The organism is Jiangella anatolica, from assembly GCF_003236295.1.
Classification (GTDB): Bacteria; Actinomycetota; Actinomycetes; order Jiangellales; family Jiangellaceae; genus Jiangella; species Jiangella anatolica.
Map to the genome: position 1 here is coordinate 15393 of NZ_POTW01000056.1, position 22656 is coordinate 38048.

General features: G+C 71.8%; 23 protein-coding genes. 6 read left to right on the plus strand and 17 right to left on the minus strand.

What is annotated here, in order from left to right:
• Positions 1-39 precede the first annotated feature (39 nt).
• The gene (locus tag C1I92_RS20730; protein ID WP_111256549.1) at positions 40-978 is read left to right on the plus strand and encodes a helix-turn-helix transcriptional regulator; all 939 of its coding nucleotides are present in this window, start codon (positions 40-42) and stop codon (positions 976-978) included.
• Here the strand turns inward: C1I92_RS20730 and C1I92_RS20735 are convergent.
• The 5 genes from C1I92_RS20735 to gap form a co-directional block, all read right to left on the minus strand.
• Positions 975-1316, minus strand: a complete 342-nt coding sequence (locus C1I92_RS20735; RefSeq protein WP_111256550.1) for an RNA polymerase-binding protein RbpA — start codon at positions 1314-1316, stop codon at positions 975-977. The two genes, C1I92_RS20730 and C1I92_RS20735, sit on opposite strands and share 4 nt — an antisense overlap.
• Positions 1317-1336: 20 nt before the next feature.
• Positions 1337-1567, minus strand: coding sequence for a preprotein translocase subunit SecG (gene secG / locus C1I92_RS20740; RefSeq protein ID WP_111256551.1), 231 nt, complete (start codon positions 1565-1567; stop codon positions 1337-1339).
• Positions 1568-1739: 172 nt separating this feature from the next.
• Complete coding sequence (tpiA, locus tag C1I92_RS20745; RefSeq protein ID WP_111256552.1) at positions 1740-2525, minus strand: triose-phosphate isomerase; 786 nt, start codon at positions 2523-2525, stop codon at positions 1740-1742.
• Complete coding sequence (locus C1I92_RS20750; protein ID WP_111256553.1) at positions 2525-3715, minus strand: phosphoglycerate kinase; 1191 nt, start codon at positions 3713-3715, stop codon at positions 2525-2527. The genes tpiA and C1I92_RS20750 overlap by 1 nt, the downstream gene beginning before the upstream one ends.
• Before the next feature lie 5 nt (positions 3716-3720).
• Complete coding sequence (gene gap, locus C1I92_RS20755; protein WP_111256554.1) at positions 3721-4725, minus strand: type I glyceraldehyde-3-phosphate dehydrogenase; 1005 nt, start codon at positions 4723-4725, stop codon at positions 3721-3723.
• Positions 4726-4921: 196 nt separating this feature from the next.
• On the opposite strand from gap, the gene C1I92_RS20760 reads away from it, so the two are divergent.
• On the plus strand, positions 4922-5407 hold the full coding sequence (locus C1I92_RS20760) for an NfeD C-terminal domain-containing protein (protein ID WP_111256555.1): 486 nt from the start codon (positions 4922-4924) through the stop codon (positions 5405-5407).
• A gap of 18 nt (positions 5408-5425) precedes the next feature.
• Positions 5426-6961: a flotillin family protein gene (locus C1I92_RS20765; protein WP_111256556.1), complete on the plus strand. Its 1536-nt coding sequence runs from the start codon at positions 5426-5428 to the stop codon at positions 6959-6961.
• Between the two features lie 4 nt (positions 6962-6965).
• Here C1I92_RS20765 and C1I92_RS20770 read toward each other — a convergent pair whose 3' ends face one another.
• From C1I92_RS20770 to uvrC, 5 genes are all read right to left on the minus strand, one after another.
• Entirely contained in the window at positions 6966-7637 is a 672-nt protein-coding gene (locus C1I92_RS20770; protein ID WP_199521430.1) for an aminoacyl-tRNA hydrolase, read from the minus strand.
• On the minus strand, positions 7634-8614 hold the full coding sequence (gene whiA / locus C1I92_RS20775) for a DNA-binding protein WhiA (protein WP_111256557.1): 981 nt from the start codon (positions 8612-8614) through the stop codon (positions 7634-7636). Before whiA ends, C1I92_RS20770 begins: the two co-directional genes overlap by 4 nt.
• A gap of 63 nt (positions 8615-8677) precedes the next feature.
• Positions 8678-9691: a gluconeogenesis factor YvcK family protein gene (locus C1I92_RS20780; protein WP_111256558.1), complete on the minus strand. Its 1014-nt coding sequence runs from the start codon at positions 9689-9691 to the stop codon at positions 8678-8680.
• Complete coding sequence (gene rapZ, locus C1I92_RS20785; RefSeq protein WP_111256559.1) at positions 9688-10575, minus strand: RNase adapter RapZ; 888 nt, start codon at positions 10573-10575, stop codon at positions 9688-9690. Before rapZ ends, C1I92_RS20780 begins: the two co-directional genes overlap by 4 nt.
• A gap of 76 nt (positions 10576-10651) precedes the next feature.
• Positions 10652-12628: an excinuclease ABC subunit UvrC gene (uvrC, locus tag C1I92_RS20790; protein ID WP_111256560.1), complete on the minus strand. Its 1977-nt coding sequence runs from the start codon at positions 12626-12628 to the stop codon at positions 10652-10654.
• A gap of 212 nt (positions 12629-12840) precedes the next feature.
• Here uvrC and C1I92_RS20795 point away from each other — a divergent pair, with 212 nt between their 5' ends.
• Positions 12841-13653 carry a mechanosensitive ion channel family protein gene (locus C1I92_RS20795; RefSeq protein ID WP_158564218.1) on the plus strand — a complete coding sequence of 271 codons (813 nt, stop codon included), beginning with the start codon at positions 12841-12843 and terminating at the stop codon, positions 13651-13653.
• 217 nt (positions 13654-13870) lie between these two features.
• Here C1I92_RS20795 and C1I92_RS20800 read toward each other — a convergent pair whose 3' ends face one another.
• Positions 13871-14428 (minus strand): Rieske (2Fe-2S) protein, encoded by a 558-nt coding sequence (locus tag C1I92_RS20800; protein ID WP_199521431.1) that lies wholly within the window; start codon positions 14426-14428, stop codon positions 13871-13873.
• Positions 14429-14508: 80 nt separating this feature from the next.
• A complete protein-coding gene (uvrA, locus tag C1I92_RS20805; protein WP_111256562.1) occupies positions 14509-17373 on the minus strand; it encodes an excinuclease ABC subunit UvrA in 2865 nt (954 codons plus the stop codon).
• Between the two features lie 191 nt (positions 17374-17564).
• On the opposite strand from uvrA, the gene C1I92_RS20810 reads away from it, so the two are divergent.
• Both C1I92_RS20810 and C1I92_RS20815 read left to right on the plus strand, forming a co-directional pair.
• The gene (locus C1I92_RS20810; protein WP_111256577.1) at positions 17565-18296 is read left to right on the plus strand and encodes a maleylpyruvate isomerase family mycothiol-dependent enzyme; all 732 of its coding nucleotides are present in this window, start codon (positions 17565-17567) and stop codon (positions 18294-18296) included.
• A 2-nt stretch (positions 18297-18298) separates the two neighbouring features.
• Complete coding sequence (locus C1I92_RS20815) at positions 18299-18955, plus strand: MBL fold metallo-hydrolase (RefSeq protein WP_111256563.1); 657 nt, start codon at positions 18299-18301, stop codon at positions 18953-18955.
• A 24-nt stretch (positions 18956-18979) separates the two neighbouring features.
• On the opposite strand, the gene C1I92_RS20820 is transcribed toward C1I92_RS20815, so the two are convergent.
• The 5 genes from C1I92_RS20820 to C1I92_RS20840 all read right to left on the minus strand — a co-directional run bounded on the left by C1I92_RS20820 (position 18980) and on the right by C1I92_RS20840 (position 22648).
• Positions 18980-19645 carry a hypothetical protein gene (locus C1I92_RS20820; protein ID WP_111256564.1) on the minus strand — a complete coding sequence of 222 codons (666 nt, stop codon included), beginning with the start codon at positions 19643-19645 and terminating at the stop codon, positions 18980-18982.
• Positions 19629-19826, minus strand: coding sequence for a hypothetical protein (locus C1I92_RS20825; protein WP_111256565.1), 198 nt, complete (start codon positions 19824-19826; stop codon positions 19629-19631). The genes C1I92_RS20820 and C1I92_RS20825 overlap by 17 nt, the downstream gene beginning before the upstream one ends.
• A gap of 216 nt (positions 19827-20042) precedes the next feature.
• On the minus strand, positions 20043-21104 hold the full coding sequence (locus tag C1I92_RS20830) for a TerC family protein (RefSeq protein ID WP_111256578.1): 1062 nt from the start codon (positions 21102-21104) through the stop codon (positions 20043-20045).
• 235 nt (positions 21105-21339) lie between these two features.
• On the minus strand, positions 21340-21693 hold the full coding sequence (locus tag C1I92_RS20835) for an MmcQ/YjbR family DNA-binding protein (RefSeq protein ID WP_111256566.1): 354 nt from the start codon (positions 21691-21693) through the stop codon (positions 21340-21342).
• Between the two features lie 7 nt (positions 21694-21700).
• On the minus strand, positions 21701-22648 hold the full coding sequence (locus C1I92_RS20840; RefSeq protein ID WP_158564219.1) for a helix-turn-helix domain-containing protein: 948 nt from the start codon (positions 22646-22648) through the stop codon (positions 21701-21703).
• Between the last annotated feature and the right edge of the window lie 8 nt (positions 22649-22656).

Sequence of the window (22656 nt, forward strand, 5' to 3'; positions counted from 1 at the left end):
GTAGGACCTGAATAGGACACCGTCTGTCATATTGGGGAGATGCGCGCCGAACGCCTGGTCCGGATCGTCCTGCTGCTGCAGACGCACGGCCGGCTGACGGCCGGCGAGCTGGCCCGGCGGCTGGAGGTGTCGGCCCGGACGGTGCAGCGCGACCTCGACGCGCTGAGCGGCGCCGGCTTCCCCGTCTACGCCGACCGCGGCAGCGGCGGCGGCTGGTCGCTGGCCAGCGACTACCGGACCCGGCTGACCGGCCTCTCCCCCGCCGAGACCGCCGCGCTGTTCGTCGCCTCGACGGCGCACGTGCTGGCCGACCTCGGGCTGGACGCGGCGGCGGACACGGCCGAGACGAAGCTGCTGGCGACGGTCCCGGCGCACGCCCGGCGGCAGGCCGACCTCGCCCGGGAGCGGGTCCTCGTCGACCACGCCGACTGGCTGGAGAAGCGCGAGCAGTCACCCTGGCTGACGGTGCTGCGGCAGGCCGTGTGGGACGACGTCCGCGTCCGCCTCACCTACGGCAGCGCGCCCGAGGCGGTCACCGTCGAGCCACTGGGGCTGGTCGCGAAGAAGCGGTCCTGGTACCTCGTCGCCCGCAAGCAGGACGACTACCGCACCTACCGGGTCGGCCGGATCACGCACGCCGAGACCAGCGGCGAGCGGTTCGAGCGACCGGCCGGCTTCGACCTCGCCGAGTACTGGCAGCACAACAGCGAGCGGTACTTCGCCGGCCTGCGCCGCTACCCCGTCACGCTGCGGGTCCGTGGCTACGCCGGGACCCGGCTGCGCTGGGCCCGCAACGCCGTCATCGACAGCGAGACGTGCGACGACGACGGCTGGTCCACGGTCGAGATGACGTTCGAGTCGGCGCTGGAGACGCGGATCTTCCTGCTCGGGCTGGCCGGCGACGTGGTGATCCTCGAGCCCGCGGAGCTACGAGCCGACATGCGCCGAGCGGCCCAGGCGTTCCTGGACCAGAACTAGAGCGAACGACGCTTGCGCAGCGCCTGCAGCGCCTCTTCCAGGATGGCGGCGCCGTCCTCATCGCTGCGCCGCTCCTTCACGTACGCCAGGTGCGTCTTGTACGGCTCGGTGCGCGGCGCGGCCGGCGGGTGCTCGCGGTCCTGGCTGGCCGGCAGCCCGCAGCGGATGCAGTCCCAGGAGTCGGGGATGACGGCCTCGGCGGCGAAGCTGGGCGAGCTCTCGTGCCCGTGCTCGCAGTAGTACGTCACCTTGCGGCGCGGTGCGGAATCGCCGCGCTCCGCCTCACCCATGGGACCGGCGCCCACCCGGCTGCCACGGATCGCGTTGCCTCCGACCACGGTGCGTCCTCCTGAGGGTTCTAGCTGGCGTTCAGCAGACCGAGCGCGATGATCGCGGCGGCCCACACGAGGCCCAGGGCGATGGTGAGCCGGTCGAGGTTGCGCTCGGCCACCGAGGAGCCACCCAGCGAGGTCGACACGCCGCCCCCGAACATGTCGGACAGGCCGCCACCCTTGCCCTTGTGCATGAGCACCAGCAGGATCAGCAACGCGCTGGTGATGACCAGCAGGATCGAGAATGCCAGTTCCACGGTGGTGTGCCTTCGTCCTTCCGGATCGGCGCCGGCGAGAGCCGCCGGACGCACGGTCCAAGACTACGCGTTCGAGCCTGACCTGCCGAATGGTACCTGTTCCCCGCCAAGGATCGCGTCCCCGCCCCCGGCGGGTCATATCGGCCGGGCGACGGGGACGCGAAGGCGGTGCTCAGGGGTTGCGGTGATACCGCGCGATCAGCGCGAACTCGTCGGCGTTGATGCTCGCGCCGCCGACCAGCGCGCCGTCGACGTCGGGCTGCTCCATGATCGGCTTGACGTTCGCCGCCTTCACCGAGCCGCCGTAGAGGATGCGGATGCCCGCGGCGACGTCGGCGCTGTACAGCTTGGCCAGCCGCTCCCGGATGGCCGCGGCCAGCTCCTGCGCGTCGTCGGGCGTCGCCACCTCGCCGGTGCCGATCGCCCACACCGGCTCGTAGGCGACGACGATCGTGGCGGCCTGCTCGGCGGGCAGGCCCTCGAGCGCGCCGTCCAGCTGCGCCAGCGTGTGCTCGACGTGCCGGTTCTCCTGCCGGACCTCCAGCGGCTCGCCGACGCACAGGATCGGCGTCAGCTCGTGCTGGTAGGCGGCCTTGATCTTCGCCGCGACCAGCTCGTCGGTCTCGCCGTGGTACTCGCGCCGCTCGGAGTGGCCGACGACGACGTACGTGCAGCCCAGCTTCGCCAGCATGGCGCCGGAGATGTCGCCGGTGTAGGCGCCGGACGCGTGCTGGGAGAGGTCCTGCCCGCCGTAGGCGATGTTGTACCGGTCGGCGTCGATCAGCGTCTGCACCGAGCGCAGGTCGGTGAACGGCGGCAGCACCGCCACCTCGACCTGCTCGAGGTCGTCGTCGTTGAGTGAGAACGCGAGCTTCTGCACCAGCGCGATGGCCTCGAGGTGGTTGAGGTTCATCTTCCAGTTGCCGGCCATCAGCGGCCGGCGGGACTTCGTCGCCATCAGGACTCCAGAACGGTGAGGCCGGGCAGTTCCTTGCCCTCGAGCAGCTCCAGCGAGACGCCGCCGCCGGTCGAGATATGCGTGAACGCGTCCTCGTCCAGGCCGAGCTGACGGACGGCGGCCGCGGAGTCGCCGCCGCCGACGACGCTGGTGCCGTCGACCTCGGAGACCGCGATCGCGACCTGGCGGGTGCCCTCGGCGAACGGCGCCAGCTCGAACACGCCCATCGGGCCGTTCCAGACCACCGTCTTCGCGTCGGCCAGCTTGCCGCGGAACAGCTCGATGGTGGCCGGGCCGATGTCGAGGCCCTTCTGGTCGGCCGGGATGGCCGACGCCGGCACCACCGACGTCGCCGCGTCGGCGCTGATGTCGGCCGCGACGACGACGTCGACCGGCAGCACCAGCTCCACGCCGCGGTCGGCCGCGCGCGTCAGGTACTCGCGGACGGTGTCGAGCTGGTCCTCCTCGAGCAGCGAGCCGCCCACCTCGTAGCCCTGGGCCTTGAGGAAGGTGAAGGCCATGCCGCCGCCGATGAGCAGCCGGTCGACCTTCTCCAGCAGGTTGTCGATGACGCCCAGCTTGTCCGACACCTTCGAGCCGCCCAGCACGACGACGTACGGGCGCTCAGGGTCGTCGAGGACCTTGGAGAAGGCCTGGGTCTCGGCCCGCACCAGCAGGCCGGCCGCGTGCGGCAGCGCCTGGGCGAGGTCGTAGACGCTGGCCTGCTTGCGGTGCACGACGCCGAAGCCGTCGGACACGAACAGGTCGCCGAGCTCGGCCAGCTCGGCCGCGAACGCGCCACGCTCGGCGTCGTCCTTGCTGGTCTCGCGCGCGTCGAAGCGCAGGTTCTCCAGCAGCGCGACCTCGCCGTCGGCCAGCGCGGCGACGGTCTTGCGCGCGCTCTCGCCGACGGTGTCGGCAGCGAACGCGACGTCGGCGCCGAGCAGCTCACCGAGCCGCTTGGCCACCGGCGCCAGCGAGTACTTCGCCTCCGGGGTGCCCTTCGGCCGGCCCAGGTGCGCCATCACGACGACGCGGGCGCCGGCCGCGGTCAGCTGCTGGATGGTCGGCACCGACGCGCGGACGCGGCCGTCGTCGGTGATGGTGTCGCCGTCGAGCGGCACGTTGAGGTCCGAGCGGAGGAGGACCCGCTGACCGCGCAGGTCCCCCAGCTCGTCGATTCCCCTCATCGCGCTCAGAGCGAGGTGCCGACGTAGCGGACCAGGTCCACCAGCCGGTTGGAGTAGCCCCACTCGTTGTCGTACCAGCCGACGACCTTGACCTGGTCGCCGTTGACGCGGGTCAGGCCGGCGTCGTAGATGCACGACGCGGGGTCGGTGACGATGTCGGCGGAGACGATCTCGTCCTCGGTGTAGCGCAGGTAGCCGGCCAGCGCGCCCTCGGCGGCGGCCTTGTACGCGGCGTTGACCTCGTCGAGGGTGACTTCGCGCGACAGCGTGACGGTGAGGTCGGTGGCCGAGCCGGTCGGCACCGGGACGCGCAGGGCGAAGCCGTCGAGCTTGCCCTTCAGCTCCGGCAGCACCAGGCCGATGGCCTTCGCCGCGCCCGTGCTGGTCGGCACGATGCTCAGCGCGGCCGCGCGGGCCCGGCGCAGGTCCTTGTGCGGGCCGTCCTGCAGGTTCTGGTCGGCGGTGTAGGCGTGCACCGTCGTCATCAGGCCGCGCTCGATGGTGAACGTGTCGTGCAGCACCTTGGCCAGCGGGGCCAGGCAGTTCGTGGTGCAGGACGCGTTGGAGATGATCGTGTGCGCGGCCGGGTCGTACTCGCCCTCGTTGACGCCCATGACGACGGTGACGTCCTCGTTCTTCGCCGGGGCGGAGATGACGACCTTCTGCGCGCCCGCGTCGACGTGCGCCTTCGCCTTGGCGGCGTCGGTGAAGAAGCCGGTGGACTCGAGCACGACGTCGGCGCCGAGCTCCTTCCAGGGCAGCTGGCCCGGGTCGCGCTCGGTCAGCACCTTGAACGACTGGCCGCCGGCGCTGATGGTGTCGCCCTCGTAGCTGACGTCGGCGAGGGTGCCCAGGATCGAGTCGTACTTGAGCAGGTGCGCCAGCGTCTTGGTGTCGGTGAGGTCGTTGGCGCCGACGATCTCGATGTCGCCGCCGCCCTGCGCGAAGACCGCGCGAGCGAAGTTGCGCCCGATGCGGCCGAAGCCGTTGATGCCTACACGAACGGTCATCAGGAGGTACTCCTCACGGTTCAGGGGCGTACAAGAACGGTCGTCCACCCCGTCGTGGTGACCCAGACGAAACATTAGGGCATCGCTGCCGGAAACGTTGAGTGGCCCGTCATCCGCATGCTAGTACCCACCTCGTCGCCGAGAACGCCACCCGCTACCATCGGGCCGTCCGCGCGGCCGGCAGGGGGAGCTCCGAGTGACCATCTATCTCGTCCTGGGCATCGCCGGCCTCGCGTTCCTGCTGGTGTCGCTGCTCGCCGGCGAGTTCCTGGACGGGGTCCTGCACCTCGACACGGACTGGTTCTCCAGCGCCGCCGTGGCCGCGTTCGTCTCCGCGTTCGGCTTCTGCGCCTCGCTCGCGCAGTCCGCCGACGTCGGCACGCCGGCGACGCTGGGCCTGGGCGCCGTCGCGGGCGTCGCGTTCGCCGCGCTCACCGCCTGGCTGACCCGGATGCTCAAGAACAGCGCCACCGACCAGACGCCGCGCACCGCCGACATCGTCGGCTACGACGGCGTCGTGGTGTCGTCCATCCCGGAGGCCGGGTTCGGCGTCGTCAACATCAGCGTCGGCGGTCATCTCACCCGGCTCAACGCCCGCGCGACCGAGACGATCGAGTCCGGCGCCGCGGTCACCGTCGTCGGCGTGCTGTCACCCACCGCCGTGTCCGTCGCCCGCCTGTAACCACGGGGAGTTCCACGTATGAACCAGACGACCATCACCGTCATCGGCCTGATCGTCCTGCTCGTGCTGATCGTCCTGCTGATCACCAGCCGCTACAAGGTGGCCGGGCCGAACGAGGCGTACATCGTCACCGGACGCCGCGGCAAGGCCGTGCGCAACCCGGAGACCGGCATCGTCTCCACCGACCTGTCCGGGCAGCGGGTCGTCATGGGCGGCGGCACGTTCGTCATCCCGTTCGTGCAGAAGCTGCACATCCTCGACCTCTCCAGCCGCCGGCTGTCGGTGCAGATCCGCGGCGCCGTGTCCGGCCAGGGCATCAAGCTCAACGTCGAGGGCGTCGCGATCGTCAAGGTCGGCGGCAACGAGGACCAGATCCGGGCCGCCGCGCAGCGCTTCCTCACCCAGCAGGAGGAGGTCGAGACGTTCACGCAGGAGGTGCTGGCCGGCGCGCTGCGCTCCATCGTCGGCGGCCTCTCCGTCGAGCAGATCATCCGCGATCGGGCCGCGTTCGCCCAGCGCGTGGCCGACGAGTCGGAGAACTCACTGACCGGCCAGGGCCTGGTGCTCGACACGTTCCAGATCCAGGACATCACCGACGACGGCAGCTACCTGTCCGACCTGGGCCGTCCGGAGGCCGCGCGGATCGGCCAGGAAGCGGCGATCGCCGAGGCCAACGCGAGGCAGGCCGCCGAGCAGGCCCGCATCCTGGCCGAGGAGGAGATCGCCGTCGCCCAGCGCGGGCTGGCGCTGCGCCAGGCCGAGATCAAGGCCGAGACCGACGCCGCGTCGGCGAAGGCGGCCGCTGCCGGCCCGCTGGCCCAGGCCGACCAGGACCAGGCCATCCTCGCCGAGCAGGAGAAGGTCGCCGTCCGCCAGGCGGCGCTGACCGAGCGGCAACTGGACACGCAGGTGCGCAAGCCCGCCGACGCCGAGCGGTACCGCGTCGAGCAGGAGGCCGAGGCGAAGCGCAACTCCGACATCGCCGAGGCCGAGGCGCGCAAGGCCGCGGCCATCGCCGCCGCCCAGGGCGCCGCTGAGGAGGCCCGGCTGGTCGGTGAGTCGGAGAAGGCGCGGCGGGCCGCGCTGGCCGAGGCGGAGGCGATCGAGGGCGCCAAGCGTGGTGAGGCCGAGAAGGCCCGCCGCGTCGCCGAGGCCGAGGCCGTCCGCGCCGAGGGTGACGCCGAGGCGTCGTCGATCCTGGCGCGCGGGCACGCCGAGGCGCAGGCCATGGACAAGCGGGCGGAGGCGTTCGCGCACTACAACGAGGCGGCGGTGCTCCAGATGCTGGTGGAGGTGCTGCCGGCGATCGCCCGCGAGGTGTCGGCCCCGATCGGCGCGATCGACAAGCTGACGGTGGTCTCCACCGACGGCGTCGGCTCGCTGCCGCGGCAGGTCACCGACAACGTCGTGCAGACGCTGGAGATGCTGAAGAACGCCACCGGACTCGACCTCGACCAGCTGATCAAGAGCGCGGCGTCGGGTGCGGTCGGCCGGTTGGGCGGCTCGCCCAACGGCGTGGACGGGGTCGACGGCGCCACCGTCACGCAGCCCTGACAGGTCACCACCAGGCGACGGCGGTCGTGGTGCCGGGGGCGACCTCGGTCAGGCCGCCGTCGCGGACGACGACGCCGGCCCGGGCCCACTGGTCGCCGGTGGCCGGCATGACGGCGACCGGGCAGCCGGCATCGGCCCAGGCACGCCGGCGGTCCGGCGGCATGGCATGCCAGGCCAGCTGGGCGGCGTGCCCGGTCTGGGCGGCGGCCTTGCCCGCCGTCATGGTCACCCTCGGGTTCAGGGCGACGGCGAGCGCAGCGGGGTCGGTGCGGGCCGGCGGCTCCGCGGCCGCGTCGTCCACCTCGGTCCCGCCGACCTGCAGCTTGCGTACCGCGTCGGGCAGGTCGCTGATCGGGCCGGGCAGCAGCGCCCGCACGCTCGCGCCGTCGTGCTCGACGCCGACGCCGGGTAGGTCCTGGACCCGTCGCCAGCCGACGCCGCGGGCCCGCCGGACCACCTTGCGGATCCAGCCGTCCTCGTAGCGCCGGACGGCGTCCGCCCACGCCGGGTCCGCGTCGTCGGCGTACGCCGCGTCAACCAGCCGGGCGACCGCCGTCGCGGCCGCCGCCAGCAGCGCCCGCCGGCTCGGCGGGTCGCCGTCGGGTGAGCCGGGCCGGGGCAGGTGGACGACGATCTGCATCGCCCACACGTCCCCGCCCGGCTCGGCGGAGCTCACGGGGCGAGCATGTCCGGGGTGAGGCTGGCCTCGGTGTCCGGGATGCCCTCGTCGGCGGCCTTGCGGTCGGCCATCGCGAGCAGCCGGCGGATCCGCCCCGCCACCGCGTCCTTCGTCATCGGCGGGTCGGACAGCTGGCCCAGCTCCTCGAGGCTGGCCTGCTTGTTCTCCAGCCGGAGCAGCCCGGCCGTGCGCAGGTGCTCGGGCACGTCCTCGCCGAGGATCTCCAGTGCCCGCTCGACCCGCGCACCGGCCGCGACGGCCGCCCGCGCGGACCGGCGCAGGTTGGCGTCGTCGAAGTTGGCCAGCCGGTTCGCCGTGGCCCGGACCTCGCGGCGCATCCGCCGCTCCTCCCACGCCAGCACGCTGTCGTGCGCGCCGAGCCGGGTCAGCAGCGCGCCGATCGCGTCGCCGTCGCGGACCACCACCCGGTCGGTGCCCCGCACGTCGCGCGCCTTGGCCGAGATCTCCAGCCGTCGCGCGGCGCCGACCAGCGCGAGCGCCGCCTCCGGGCCCGGGCAGGTCACCTCCAGCGCGGAGCTGCGGCCCGGCTCGGTCAGCGAGCCGTGTGCGAGGAACGCGCCCCGCCAGGCCGCCTCGGCGTCGTGGTCGGCGCCGTTCACCACCTGCGGGGGCAGCCCGCGGACCGGCCGCCCGCTGCCGTCGATCAGCCCGGTCTGCCGCGCCAGCCGCTCGCCGTCGCGCACCACGCGCACGACGTAGCGGCTCCCCTTGCGCAACCCGCCGGCCGCGACCATCGCCAGGTCGCTGTCGTGGCCGAACACCTCCGCTATGTCACGTCGCAGCCTGCGGGCCGCGACCCCCGTATCCAACTCGGCCTCGATGACGATCTTCCCACTGACGATGTGCAGGCCGCCGGCAAAGCGCAGCAGCGACGACACCTCAGCCTTACGGCAGCACGTCCTTGTCACCTCGAGGCGAGCCAGCTCGTCCTTCACGGATGCTGTCATCGCCATGCGGTGATCCTGCCACACCGGAGCGGCCGTCCGGTCACGGTCACCGCCCGCCGAACGGACGGTTCAGCGCCACGTGCCGATGCCGCCGTTGCCGAGCGTCTCGGCGTACACGCGGCCGAGCCGGACGGGGTCGTGCCGGGCGGTGCCGTCGGCCTTCGCGACGTCGGCGACGACGAGCTCGGCGCCGAACTCGCCGGCGATGCGGCGCAGCAGCTTCTCGTCGGCGCCGGACCGCCGGTCGGCGATGACGAGGTCCAGCCGCAGGTCCGGCGCGTACGCGCCCAGCACCTCCAGGTGCATCTCCGGCGTGAAGCCGGTGGTCTCGCCGCCCTCCTCGGACAGGTTCAGCGTGACGGCCCGCCGCGCGGACGTCGTCGCGAGCGCGTCGCGCAGCTCCGGGACGAGCAGGTGCGGCACGACGCTGCTGAACCAGGAGCCGGGGCCGAGCACCACCCAGTCGGCGCCGGCGATCGCGTCCAGCGCCTCCGGGCAGGCCGGCGGGTTCTCCGGCACCAGGCAGACGGCGACGATGTCGCCGTCGGTCGTCGCCACCGCGTGCTGGCCGCTGACGGTGAAGATCTCGCGCGGCTCGCCGGGCCGCGCCGCCGGCGTGCCGACCAGCGCCTCGATCGTCAGCGGGACCAGCGACATCGGGAGCACCCGGCCCTGCGCACCGAGCAGCCGGCCGACCCAGTCCAGTCCCTCGACGTGGCCGCCGAGCAGCTCCCACAGCGCGACGATGAGCAGGTTGCCGGCCGCGTGGTTGTGCAGCTCTCCCCCGCTGTGGAACCGGTGCTGCAGCACCCGCGCCCACGTCCGGCCCCAGTCGTCGTCGCCGCAGAGCGCGGCCAGCGCCATCCGCAGGTCGCCGGGCGGCAGCACCCCCAGCTCCTCGCGCAGCCGGCCGCTGGAGCCGCCGTCGTCGGCGACGGTGACGACGGCGGTCAGCCGCCCGGCCATCCGGCGCAGCGCGGACAGCGACGCGGCCAGGCCGTGCCCGCCGCCGAGCGCGACGACCTTCGGACCGGCGAGCCGGCCCCGGGCGCCGTCGACCCTGTCAGTGAGTGTTCCCGTCATTCCCGTCCGAGATCGCGATGGACCACGAGGGTCTCGATGCCCTGTTTGCGCAGCCGCTGCGCGAGCGCCTCGCTCATCGCGACGCTGCGGTGCTTGCCGCCGGTGCAGCCGATGCCGATGGTGACGAAGCGCTTGCCCTCGTGCACGTAGCCCGGCGCGACCATGGCGACCAGGTCGTTGTAGTGCTCGAGGAAGTCCTCGGCGCCCGGCTGCGCCAGCACGTAGTCGCTGACCTCGGCGTCCGTGCCGTTCTGCGGCCGCAGGTGCGGCACCCAGTGCGGGTTCGGCAGGAACCGCATGTCGGCGACCATGTCGGCGTCCACCGGCAGACCGTACTTGAACCCGAACGAGATGACGATGGCCCGCAGCCCGGTGATCTCCGGCGCGGAGAACGCCGACCGGACCCGCCCGGCCAGCTCGTGCACGTTGAGCAGTGACGTGTCGATGACGACGTCGGCGGCGGTCCGCAGCGACGCCAGCTCCTCCCGCTCCCGCTCGATCGCCTCGAGGATCCGGCCGCCGCCCTGCAGCGGGTGCGGCCGCCGCGCGGACTCGAACCGGCGCACCAGCGCCTCGTCGCCGGCCTCCAGGAACAGCACGGTCGGCCGGTAGCCCTGCTCGGTGAGCCGGTCCAGCGCGCCGCGCAGCTCGCCGAAGAACACTCCGCCGCGGACGTCGGCGACGACGGCGACGCGGCGCAGGTCGGTGCGCCGGGTGACGGTGGTGACGAGGTCCATCAGCAGCGACGGCGGCAGGTTGTCGACGACGAACCAGCCGATGTCGTCGAGGGCTGCCGTCGCCGCCGTCTTCCCGGCGCCGGACATGCCGGTGACCAGGAGCAGCTCGAGCTTCTCCGAGTCCTCCGGTCGGCCCTGGTCGGTCATGGTGCATTCCCCTTGTGCGGTGCGGCGGTGGTGTTCAGTTGTGGGGTGCGACTGGCAGGCCCGGCCCGTGAGGGTGTCACGGATCGAGGATCTCGCCGGTTGCCGTGTTGACGGCCGGGGCCGCCGGGCGCTGCGCCAGCGCCTCGACCACCGCCTGCGCCGTCGCAGGACCGAAGCCGGGGACCTCCGCGATCTGCTCCATGGTCGCAGTTCGGAGCCGTTTCAGCGAGCCGAACTCCTTCATGAGTGCCTTGCGCCGGGCCGGCCCCAGCCCCGGCACGCCGTCGAGCAGGCTGTCGACCATCGACGTCGACCGGCGCTGCCGGTGGAACGTGATGGCGAACCGGTGCGCTTCGTCCCGTACCCGCTGCAACAGGTACAACCCCTCGCTGGTGCGCGGCAGGATGATCGGGTGGTCGGAGTCGGGCGGCCAGACCTCCTCCAGCCGCTTGGCCAGCCCGACCACCGGGATGTCGCTGACGCCGGCCTCGTCCATGGCCTGACGTGCGGCGTTGACCTGCGGCTGGCCGCCGTCGACGACGACGAGGCCGGGCGCGTAGGCGAACTTGCGCGGCCGCCCGGTCTCGGGGTCGATGCCCGGCCGCAGCTCCGGCCCGGCGCCGGCCTCGTCCTGGTCGGCCTGCGGCGCCTCGCGCAGCCGGCGGAACCGGCGCGTCAGCACCTCGCGGATGGAGGCGACGTCGTCGGTGCCGCCCTGGTCGCCGCGGACGGTGAACTTGCGGTACTCGCTCTTGCGCGGCAGCCCGTCCTCGAACACGACCATCGACGCGACGACCTCGGTGCCGGCCAGGTTGGAGATGTCGTAGCACTCGATGCGCAGCGGCGGCTCGTCCAGCTCCAGCGCCTCCTGGACCTCCTGCAGCGCCCGGCTGCGGGTGGTGAGGTCGCTGGCCCGCTTCGTCTTGTGCAGGTTCAGCGACTGCTTGGCATTGGCGGCGACGGTCTGCAGGAGCGCCCGCTTGTCGCCGCGCTGCGGCACCCGGATGTCGACCCGGCCGCCGCGCAGCTCGGCCAGCAGCTCCGTCAGGGCGGCCGCCTCGCCGGCGTCGTCGGGCAGCGCCGGGACGAGGATCTCGCGGGGCACCGACTCGCCGCCCACGTCGCCGTAGAGCTGCAGCAGGAACCGCTCGACGAGCTCGCCGGCCGGCGCGTCCTCGGCCTTGTCGGCGACCCAGCCGCGCTGCCCGCGGACCCGGCCGCCGCGCACGTAGAACACCTGGACGGCGACCTCCAGCGCGTCGTCGGCCAGCGCGACGACGTCGGCGTCGGTGCCGTCGCCGAGCACGACCGCGTTGGCCTCCATGGCCCGGTCCAGCGCCGCGATGTCGTCGCGCAGCCGGGCGGCCCGCTCGAAGTCGAGGTCGGCGGCGGCGGCCTTCATCTCCTTCTCCAGCCGCCGGACATACCCCGTCGTCTTGCCGTCGAGGAAGGCGACGAGGTCGTCGGCGATGTCGCGGTGCTCGTCGGCGCCGACCCGGCCGACGCACGGCGCGGAGCACTTGCCGATGTAGCCGAGCAGGCACGGCCGGCCGATCTGCTTGGACCGGTTGAACACGCCCTTGGAGCAGCTGCGCACCGGGAACACCCGCAGCAGCTGGTCCAGCGACTCGCGGATGGCCCAGGCGTGCGCGTACGGGCCGAAGTAGCGCACGCCGCGCCTCTTCGCCCCGCGCATGACCATGGCCCGCGGGAACTCCTCGTTCAGCGTGACCGCGAGGTACGGGTAGGACTTGTCGTCGCGGTAGCGGACGTTGAACCGCGGGTCGAACTCCTTGATCCAGGAGTACTCCAGCTGCAACGCCTCGACCTCGGTGCGCACCACCGTCCACTCGACCTTCGCCGCGGTGGTGACCATGGCGAATGTGCGTGGGTGCAGCGCGGAGAGGTCCTGGAAGTACGAGTTCAGCCGGGCCCGCAGGCTCTTGGCCTTGCCGACGTAGACGACCCGGCCCTGGGCGTCGCTGAAGCGGTAGACCCCCGGCTCGACCGGGATCGACCCCGGGGCCGGTCGGTATGTCGTCGGATCGGCCACGACAGACAGCCTATGACCTCGCACCGACAGTATCGGCACGGCCATGTTCGCCGTCGGCGTGACAACGCCCGCACCGGCAATGTGCGGCGATGTGCCGACAATTCCGCCACCGAAGGCCGGAACAAATCGGAATCGCCTGATCGGCTCGGCGAGCAGAACTATCTTCGGGGCCACCTACGAGACATGGCGGGAGGCATGGAATGCCCACATCTGTGCGAACGGAGAATTTCGTCGACCAACTCGGCGACTCGTTCAGCCGGCTCGGTTCCGACATCGGCGAATTCGTGCCGCGCCTGGTGGTCGCGCTCCTTCTGCTGCTGGTCGGGCACTGGATCGCCAAGCTGATCCGGCGGCTGCTGACGGCAGGACTGAACAAGATCGGCGCCGGGCGGCTGACCGAGGCGGCCGGACTCGAGAACACGCTGCGCCAGGCCGGCACCAGCGGCGTCGCGCTCATCGGCCAGGTGGCCTATTTCCTCATCTTCATCATCTTCGTGCAGATCGCCGCGGAAGTGCTGCGGATCGATCAGCTGACGGCGATGCTGAACCGGCTCATCGCCTATCTGCCGCTGGTCGCCATTGCGCTTCTGGTGCTGTTCGTCGCGGCCGCGATCGCGAATTGGGCCGCGAATGTCGTCCGGCCGTTCGCGGAGAGCCGGAACATGGCCTGGGTCAGCAGCGCGGTGCGTATCGGCGTCCTGGTGATCGGGATCCTGGCGGCGTTCGACACGCTGAACTTCGCGTCGTCGGTGACGTCGAAGATCGAGAACACGCTGCTGCAGTACCTGCCGCTGGCGATCCTGGCCGCCGGCACGATCGCGTTCGGCGTCGGCGGGATCAACACCGCGCGCGAGTGGTGGCGCAAGCTGGCGCCGTCGAACTTCGGCTCGCCGATGGGGCAGACGGCGACGGCGTCAACGTACGGGTCCACCGGGTCGGCCGCCACGCAGGCCCCACCGGCCGAGCCGCCGGGACAGCCCCTCTTCGGCGACGAGGAGCCGCCGCCCCCGGAGCCGCGGGTCTGACCTCGCTGCTCCCCTGACGCCGCACCCGGCCGCCGGTTCACCCCGTTCGCACCGGCCGGGTGCGGCCCCGTCAGACCACCGGCTCCCGGCCGACAGCCGGGTGCGGGCCATCACAGTTCGGACACATCGGATCGGCCTCGGTCCCGCCGACCCCCGGCGTACGCGAGCCGGCCGCCGCCCCCTCAGCAACCTGGGCGGCGGCCGGCTCGCCCCCGTTTCAGCCGGCGAGGATCTGGTCGCCCTCGACGACGATCGCGACGGGCGGCAGCGGCTGCTCGGCCGGGCCGTTCGCCACGGTCCCGTCCGCGGCGTTGAACTGGCTGCCGTGGCAGTCGCAGGTGATCAGGCCGTCGGCGACCGAGGTCACCGAGCAGCCCTGGTGCGTGCAGGTGCTGCTGAAGGCGGCGAACGTGCCGGCCGACGGCTGCGTCACCACGACACCGGCGCTGTGCAGCACGACGCCGCCGCCGACCGGCACGTCGGCCGTCGTCGTCAGCGCCTCGCCGCCCGGCTCCCCCGCCGGTGTCGTCGCCTCGTCCTCGGGCGGCTCGCTGCTCGGCGGCGGCTCGCTGGCCGAGGCCTCGGGCTCGGTGGTGGCCGGCGGCGCGCCGCCCGTGCTCGGCTCGTCGTCACCGCCGCCGCAGGCCGCCAGCAGGCCCGCGACGCCGACGGCGCCCATGCCCATCAGCGCGGTCCGGCGGCCGATGCAGTGCCCGCAGCTCGCATGGTCGCCGGTCTCGCCGGTCGGAGTGGTTGCCGTGTGGTGCCGTGCCATCGATCGCCTCTCCGTAGGGGTGCCCGCACATCATCTTGTACGAACGGGCGGCCCGAACGGATTCCGCGCATTCAGGTCGGCTAGACCCCGAGGATCTCCTGGAGGAACGCGCCGGTGTGCGACGCCTTCACCTTCGCCACCTGCTCGGGCGTGCCGGTCGCGACGACGGTGCCGCCGCCGGTGCCGCCCTCGGGCCCCATGTCGACGATCCAGTCGGCGGTCTTGACGACATCGAGGTTGTGCTCGATGACGACGACCGTGTTGCCCTTGTCGACCAGTCCCTGCAGGACGCCGATGAGCTTGCGGATGTCCTCGAAGTGCAGCCCGGTGGTGGGCTCGTCGAGCACGTAGATCGTCTTGCCGGTGGACCGCTTCTGCAGCTCGGCCGCGAGCTTGACCCGCTGCGCCTCGCCGCCGGACAGCGTCGGCGCTGGCTGGCCCAGCCGCACGTAGCCCAGGCCGACCTCCTTGAGCGTGCGCAGGTGCCGGGCGATCCGCTCGACCGGCGCGAAGAAGTCGGCCGCCTCCTCGATCGGCATCTCCAGCACCTCGGAGATGCTCTTGCCCTTGTAGTGCACCTCGAGCGTCTCGCGGTTGTAGCGGGCGCCGTGGCAGACCTCGCACGGCACGTACACGTCGGGCAGGAAGTTCATCTCGATCTTGATGGTGCCGTCGCCGGTGCACGCTTCGCAGCGCCCGCCCTTGACGTTGAACGAGAACCGGCCCTGTTGGTAGCCGCGGACCTTCGCCTCCTGCGTCTCCGCGAACAGCTTGCGGATGACGTCGAACACGCCGGTGTACGTGGCCGGGTTGCTGCGCGGGGTGCGGCCGATCGGCGACTGGTCGACGTGCACGACCTTGTCGACCAGGCCCATGCCCTCGATGCGCTTGTGCCGGCCGGGCACCGCCCGGGCGTTGTAGATCTCCTTCGCCAGCGACGTGTACAGGATGTCGTTGACCAGCGTCGACTTGCCCGAGCCGCTGACGCCGGTGACGGCGACGAAGCAGCCCAGCGGGAAGCTGACGGTGACGTCCTTGAGGTTGTTCGCCCGCGCCCCGACGACCTTGATGGCGCGGTCCTTGGCCGGCGGCCGGCGCACCGCGGGGATGTCGATGCGCTTCTTCCCGGACAGGTACTGCCCGGTCAGCGAGTCCTCCTCGGCCAGCAGGTCGTCGACGGTGCCGCTGACGACGACCTGGCCGCCGTGCTCGCCGGCGCCCGGCCCGATGTCGACCACCCAGTCGGCGACCTTGATGGTGTCCTCGTCGTGCTCGACGACGATCAGCGTGTTGCCGAGGTCGCGCAGCCGGACCAGCGTCTCGATCAGCCGGTGGTTGTCACGCTGGTGCAGCCCGATGGACGGCTCGTCGAGCACGTACAGCACGCCGACCAGGCCGGACCCGATCTGCGTCGCCAGCCGGATGCGCTGCGCCTCGCCGCCGGCCAGCGTGGCCGACGCACGGTCCAGGCTCAGGTAATGCAGGCCGACGTCGACGAGGAACTGCAGCCGCTCGTTGACCTCCTTGAGCACCCGGGCGGCGATCTGCTCCTCGCGCTCGGACAGCTTCAGCTCGCGCAGGAACTCGGCGCACTCGCCGATCGGCAGCGCGGCGACGTCGGCGATGCTCTTGCCGCCCACCGTCACCGCCAGCACCACCGGCTTGAGCCGGGTGCCGCCGCAGGCCGGGCACGGCACCTCGCGCATGAAGCCCTCGAACCGCTCGCGGCTGGCGTCGGACTCGGCCTCGGCATAGCGGCGCCGCACCCACGGCAGCACGCCCTCGTAGGACGTGTAGTAGGAGCGCTCGCGGCCGTAGCGGTTCTTGTAGCGGACGTGCACCTGCTCGGGGTGGCCGTGCAGGACGGCCTCGCGGGCCTTCTTCGGCAGCGACTCGAACGGCACGTCGGTGCGGAACCCGAGGGCCTCGGACAGCGCCGTGACCAGCCGGTCGAAGTACTCCGACGTGGTGCCGGGCGCCCACGGGGCCAGCGCGCCGCCGTCGAGGCTCTTCGACGGGTCGGGGACGATCAGTTCCTCGTCGACCTCCATGCGGGTGCCCAGGCCCGTGCACTCCGGGCAGGCGCCGAACGGCGAGTTGAACGAGAACGACCGCGGCTCCAGCTCCTCGAACGACAGCTCGTCGTACGGGCAGTACAGGTGCTCGGAGTAGACCCGCTCGCGGTGCTCGTCGTCCTCGGGCAGGTCGACGAAGTCGAGTGTGACCAGGCCGCCGGACAGCCGCAGCGCCGTCTCGACCGAGTCGGTCAGCCGGCGCTTCGCGGACTCCTTCACCGCCAGCCGGTCGACCACCACCTCGATGGTGTGCTTCTCCTGCTTCTTCAGCTTCGGCACGTCGGTGAGCTGGTAGACGGTGCCGTCGACGCGGGCCCGGGAGTAGCCCTGCCCCTGCAGGGTGCGGAACAGGTCGGCGTACTCGCCCTTGCGCTCGCGGATCACCGGCGCCAGCACCTGGAACCGGGCCCCCTCCTCCAGGTCGAGCACCTGGTCGACGATCGACTGCGGCGTCTGCCGGCCGATCGGGCGGCCGCAGACCGGACAGTGCGGGTGGCCGGCGCGCGCGTAGAGCAGGCGCAGGTAGTCGTAGACCTCGGTGATGGTGCCGACGGTCGAGCGCGGGTTGCGCGACGTCGACTTCTGGTCGATGGAGACCGCCGGCGACAAACCCTCGATGAAGTCGACGTCGGGCTTGTCCATCTGCCCCAGGAACTGGCGGGCGTACGCCGAGAGGGATTCGACGTAGCGGCGCTGGCCCTCGGCGAAGATCGTGTCGAAGGCCAGGCTGGACTTCCCCGACCCGGACAACCCGGTGAACACGATGAGCGCGTCACGCGGCAGGTCGATGGAGATGTCCTTGAGGTTGTGCTCCCGTGCGCCGTGGACCACCAGGCGGTCGCCGGCGCGGGCGGCGGTTCGTTCGGTCATGGGACCCCGTGGACTCCGGTATCAGTGGGTGGTGCGGTGGGTGGTGCGGTGGGCAGGTGTACGGCTCATTGCATCGTAGGGGGAGGCTCCGACAAGGTCGCTCAGACGAACGACCCGGGAGGGCCAACCCTGTCGCCGCGGCGCGCGATGACGACTAGGTTCGAACCGTGCCCTCCGTGAACGCCGAACCGATGTCCCACGATTCCGGCGGTGACTCGCCCGCCGCCGGTCCGGTGACCGCCGCGACCGAGCGCCTCATCGCGACGGCCGCCACGCTCGACGACGCCGACCTGGCCGCGTCCAGTCTATGTCCCGGCTGGACCCGCGCCCACGTCCTCACGCATGTGGCCCGCAACGCCGACGCGCTGTCGAACCTGCTGAGCTGGGCCCGCACCGGGCGCGAGAACCCGATGTACGTCAGCGCCGAGGCCCGGGCCGCCGACATCGAGGCCGGCGCCCGCCGCTCCGGCGCCGAGATCGTCGACGACCTGCACGAGACCGCCGACCGCTTCGTCCGCGCCGTCATGGAGATGCCCGACGACGGCTGGGAGCGCCAGGTCCGCGGCGGCCCGGCCGCCACCGGCGACCCGCTGCCCGGCCGGCGGGTGCTCTGGCTGCGGCTGCGCGAACTGGAGGTCCACCACGTCGACCTCTCCACCGGCTACACGCCGGCGGACTGGCCGTCCGCGTTCGTGCGCCGCGCGCTGGACGAGACCGTGCGCGCGTTCGGCCGCCGCGACGACGTCCCCGCCATCACCCTCGAGGTCGACGGCGGCGGCGTGGAGCACCTGGGCGCGGAGGCCCCGGTCACCGTCGGCGGCCCGCCCGCGGCGCTGCTCGGCTGGCTGACCGGCCGCTCCCCCGGCAGGGACCTGCGGGTACAGCCGGCCGGCCCGCTGCCGGCGCTGCCGTCCTGGCTGTGACGATGTACAGCGGCCGCGTGCGGCCCGGCGGCGCGCCGGGGGTGCACGAGCTGGCCCGGCTGGTCGTCATGAAGGGCGTCGTCGGTCCCCTGGCCACCAACGTCTACGTGCTGCGGGACCGGTTCAGCGGCGACGAGCTGCTGATCGACGCCGGCGCCGCGCCGGACCGGGTGCTGGCGCTGGCCGGCGACGGGCCGCTGCGCTACCTCGTCACCACGCACCGGCATCCGGACCACTGGGGCGCGCTGGCCGCGGTGGCGGCGGCCGCGCCTGACGCCGTCACCGTCGCGCACGAGGCGGACGCGCCGGCCATCCCGGTGCCGACCGCGCTGGCCGTCTCCGGCGACGGCGACCGCCTGACGTTCGGCGACGTGTCGGTGGAGCTGATCCACCTGGCCGGCCACACGCCCGGGGGTCTCGCCGTCCTGTACGACGACCCGACCGGCCCGCCGCACCTGTGGACCGGCGACTCGCTCTTCCCCGGCGGCGTCGGCAAGACCCATTCCGCCGCCGACTTCACCTCCCTGCTCGACGACGTCGAGGCGAAGCTGTTCGACCGGCTGCCGGACGAGACCTGGGTCTACCCCGGCCACGGCGACGACACGACGCTCGGCGCCGAGCGTCCGCACCTGGCCGCCTGGCGGGCGCGCGGCTGGTAGGGCGCCCGGCCGCGCGCGACGGCCCTATGCAGAGTTCTCCATGTCAGCGAGCACGGCTCTCGCGATGTCCGGATGACGCCGCACAAGCGCGCTGAGCTGCTTTTGATGGAAGCGGTCTCGGTGCTGCGCGACGATCCGACCCCAGCCGTCGCGGCCCTTGGCGAAGCCTTCGCTGATGACGAATTCGACCATGTCCTCGATCGTGGGTCGATAGCGTCTGCCGCCGACCGGGAAGTGAAGCTTCGCCAGTTCGTCAGCACTCCGTTTGCCTGGCAACTCACCGAGCGCTGGGCATGTTCCGGCGACCTGCAGATGGGCTGCGGGATACCCGGCCTTGTTGCGTTCATAGTCGTAGTGGCACAGGGTCTTCACTCCGTCCGGGGCGTAGATCCCGAAGTAGGAGCTGACCACCATGAGGAAACGGCCACGATCGTCGAAGTCACACCGATACTGAGCGTCGAGCCAGCACTTCGGCCGCTCGCGGCCGAGGCAGAGCCGAACCGGTTGCGCGACGACCCCGTCGAGCAACGTCCCCACAATGACGATGTCCTGCTTGGAGGTCCTGTCCCAGGAGACAACGGCTCCGACGACCGCTCCATTGCAGACCGTCTTGTTCAGTACGTCTTGGACCTCAGCAGCGAACTCTCTGGCCAGGTCCAGCAGTCTGTGGGTATCAGCGGGCGTGGCCACCGATGGCGACCCATACCTTGTGGGCGCGCGGTGAGCTGAACTGACCCGAGCGAGCCTGGCGCTCCAACTGCCGATAGGTCAAACCGACCGACTTGAGCGCGGCGCGCTTTGCCTTCGCATACTCGTCCGGAGTCAGCTCGACTGCCTCGACCGGTGGAGCGGAGTTCGGCTTGGTTGCCATGAGGAGCCTCCTTCGCTCTAGAGCCTGATTGTGCACGACCGGACTGACAATGTCTGTCAGCCCGACACTATCCGGCCCCCCGGACACAGCCTCCGCGCGAGCAGCGACGACTCATCGGGCAACCGTCGCGCCGTGCAGCCACGACGTCCCGTGGACGAGTGCGCCACGAACCTCGGGGGGCGCCCGGCCGACTCCGGCCGGGCGCCCCTACCGCCGTCAGGACGGGCGGTCGGCGGGCTCGTCCGAGCCGGCCTCGACCTCGTCGGCCGCGTCGCCCGCCGAGCCGGACCGCGCCGCCTTGCGGTCGTCGCTGCGGGACTTGAGCAGGCTGAGCACCGTGGTGACCAGCAAGGTTCCGACGATGACCGTCAGCGACAGCCAGATCGGCACCTCGGGCACGCTGTGGAACGGCTCGCCGCCGTTGACGAACGGCAGGTTGTTCTCGTGCAGGGCGTGCAGCACCAGCTTCACGCCGATGAACGCGAGGATCACGGCCAGGCCGGCGGAGAGGTAGACCAGCTTCTCCAGCAGCCCGCCGATGAGGAAGTACAGCTGCCGCAGCCCCATCAGCGCGAAGATGTTCGCGGTGAAGACGATGAACGCCTCCTGCGTCAGCCCGAAGATGGCCGGGATCGAGTCGACGGCGAACAGCAGGTCGGCCGAGGCGATGGAGAGGAAGACGATGACCATCGGGGTGTAGAGGCGCTTGCCGTTCTCACGGATGCGCAGCTTGACGCCGTGGTACTCCTGCGTCATCGGCAGCACCCGCTGGGCCCGGCGGACGAACGCGTTCTCGTACTCGTCGTCGTGGTCCTCGTGGTGGACCTGCTGGTTGGCCAGCCTGATCGCCGTGTACACGAGGAACGCGCCGAAGATGTAGAACACCCAGGCGAACTCGTTGATCAGCGCCGCGCCGAGCAGGATGAACACGCCGCGCAGGACGATCGCCGTCAGGATGCCGAACATCAGCACCGACTGCTGGTACTTCCTGGGCACCCGGAACTGGGCCAGGATGATCACGAAGATGAACAGGTTGTCGACGCTGAGGCTGTATTCGGTGAGCCAGCCGGCGAAGAACTCGCCGGAGGCCTGGCCATGGCCGACGAACCCGAGGACGATGCCGAACACCACGGCGAGCCCGACGTAGAACGACACCCACAGGCTGGCCTCGCGCATGGACGGGGCGTGCGGGCGGCGGGTGACGATGAGCAGGTCCGCGGCGAGCAGCAGGGTCAGAACGACGAACGTCCCGACTTCGAACCACACGGGCAGGTTCAACACGAAGACAGAGTCCTCTCCGGTGAGCTGACCGCACAGCGGGCGCTGTGCGCAACCGGAGGTCTCGTCCGCCCGGGATCACCGGGCCGGAGGCACCGGGAGGCTCCCGGTGTAGGGAGCATCCGTGATGACGATGCCACCGCGTCGGGAGTACTCCCCTCCACGCTGATCCCCATTGTATTTCACAGCCACCGCCGGGAGCGCAATTCGTCGTCCCAGCCGACGTTTCCCGGACTCACGCCGGCCGGAGCCGTTTCGGGAGCTTCGCGACGACCATCGCGTACGAGTCGTCGATGGCCTGCCGGATCTCCTCGTCGGGGATCGCACCGCCGACGCGCAGCGTGTTCCAGCCGGACCGGCCGATGTAGGCCATGATCGAGGCGTCGTCCGGGTACCGCGCCAGCCACTCGTCGGCCTCGTCGCGGTCGCGGCCGCACTTGACGCCGACGCTCGCGCCGCCGGGCGACGCGCCGGAGCCGAGGAACGCGAAGATCTTGTCGCCGACCTTCGCGACGACGTCGCCCTCCCACGGCTCGTCCCGCCAGGCGCCGGGCTTGGACAGGCAGTACGTCAGCAGCTCATCGCTCATGGGTCCATCACAGCACTCCGTTGCGGGCCGCCTGCAGCCCCGCCTGGAACCGGGTCCGCGCGCCGAGCCGGCCGCTGATCTCCCGGATCCGCCGCTGGACGGTGCGCTGACTGGCGCCCACGTGCCGGGCGATCGACTGCTCGGTCAGGCCCGCGGCCAGCAGGTTCAGGATGACACGGTCGTCATCGACCTCGCTGGGATCCAATCGCAGCGGCATCGCGCGCAGCCAGGTCTCCTCGAACACCTCGGCCAGCACATCCAGCAGCCCGCCGGGATGGACGACGAGCAGCTGGTCGGTGATCAGCGCGCCGGCCCTCGCCGGGATCATCGCGAAGCGGTCGTCGACCAGCAGCATCCGCGCCGGCAGCGTCGGCGTGACCCGGGCCTCCTCCCCCGCGGCGATGCCGCCGATCAGGTCCGCCACCCGGCCCGGCAGGTCGACGGCGCTCTGCTCGTACAGGACGCGATGCCGGACGCCGGCCTTGAGCAACTCGACCTCGATCGGGTTCGGCTCGCTGTTCACCACGCCGTACGGCGGCCGTTCCATGGCCCTGACCTGCGTGCGGGCGCCGCTGTAGACGTCGACCAGGCGGCGGGCGGTCGCCTCGGAGCCGGTGACGATCTCGACCAGGTCACCCGGCTCGACGGCGTCGTGGCGGCGGCGGTGCCGCACGGCGAGCTCGTCGACGAGGACGCGGCTGCGCTGCAGGTCGCGCTCGCGGGCGGCCAGCGACTCGGCGAACGCCAGCGCCGGGTCGACCAGCCGATACGCCGGCGGCTCCCCCGGCAGCCGGTCGGCCAGGCCGCGCCGCTCCAGCCCGTCGAGCAGCTTCTCGACGGCGTCCGGCGGCAGGTCCGGCAGGCCGAGCTCGGCCGCCGTCGCCGGCCGGGCGTGGTCCAGCAGCGCGAGGTAGACCGACTGCTCCTCGTCGCCGAGGCCGAGCTGTTCCAGCATGCGCGGCT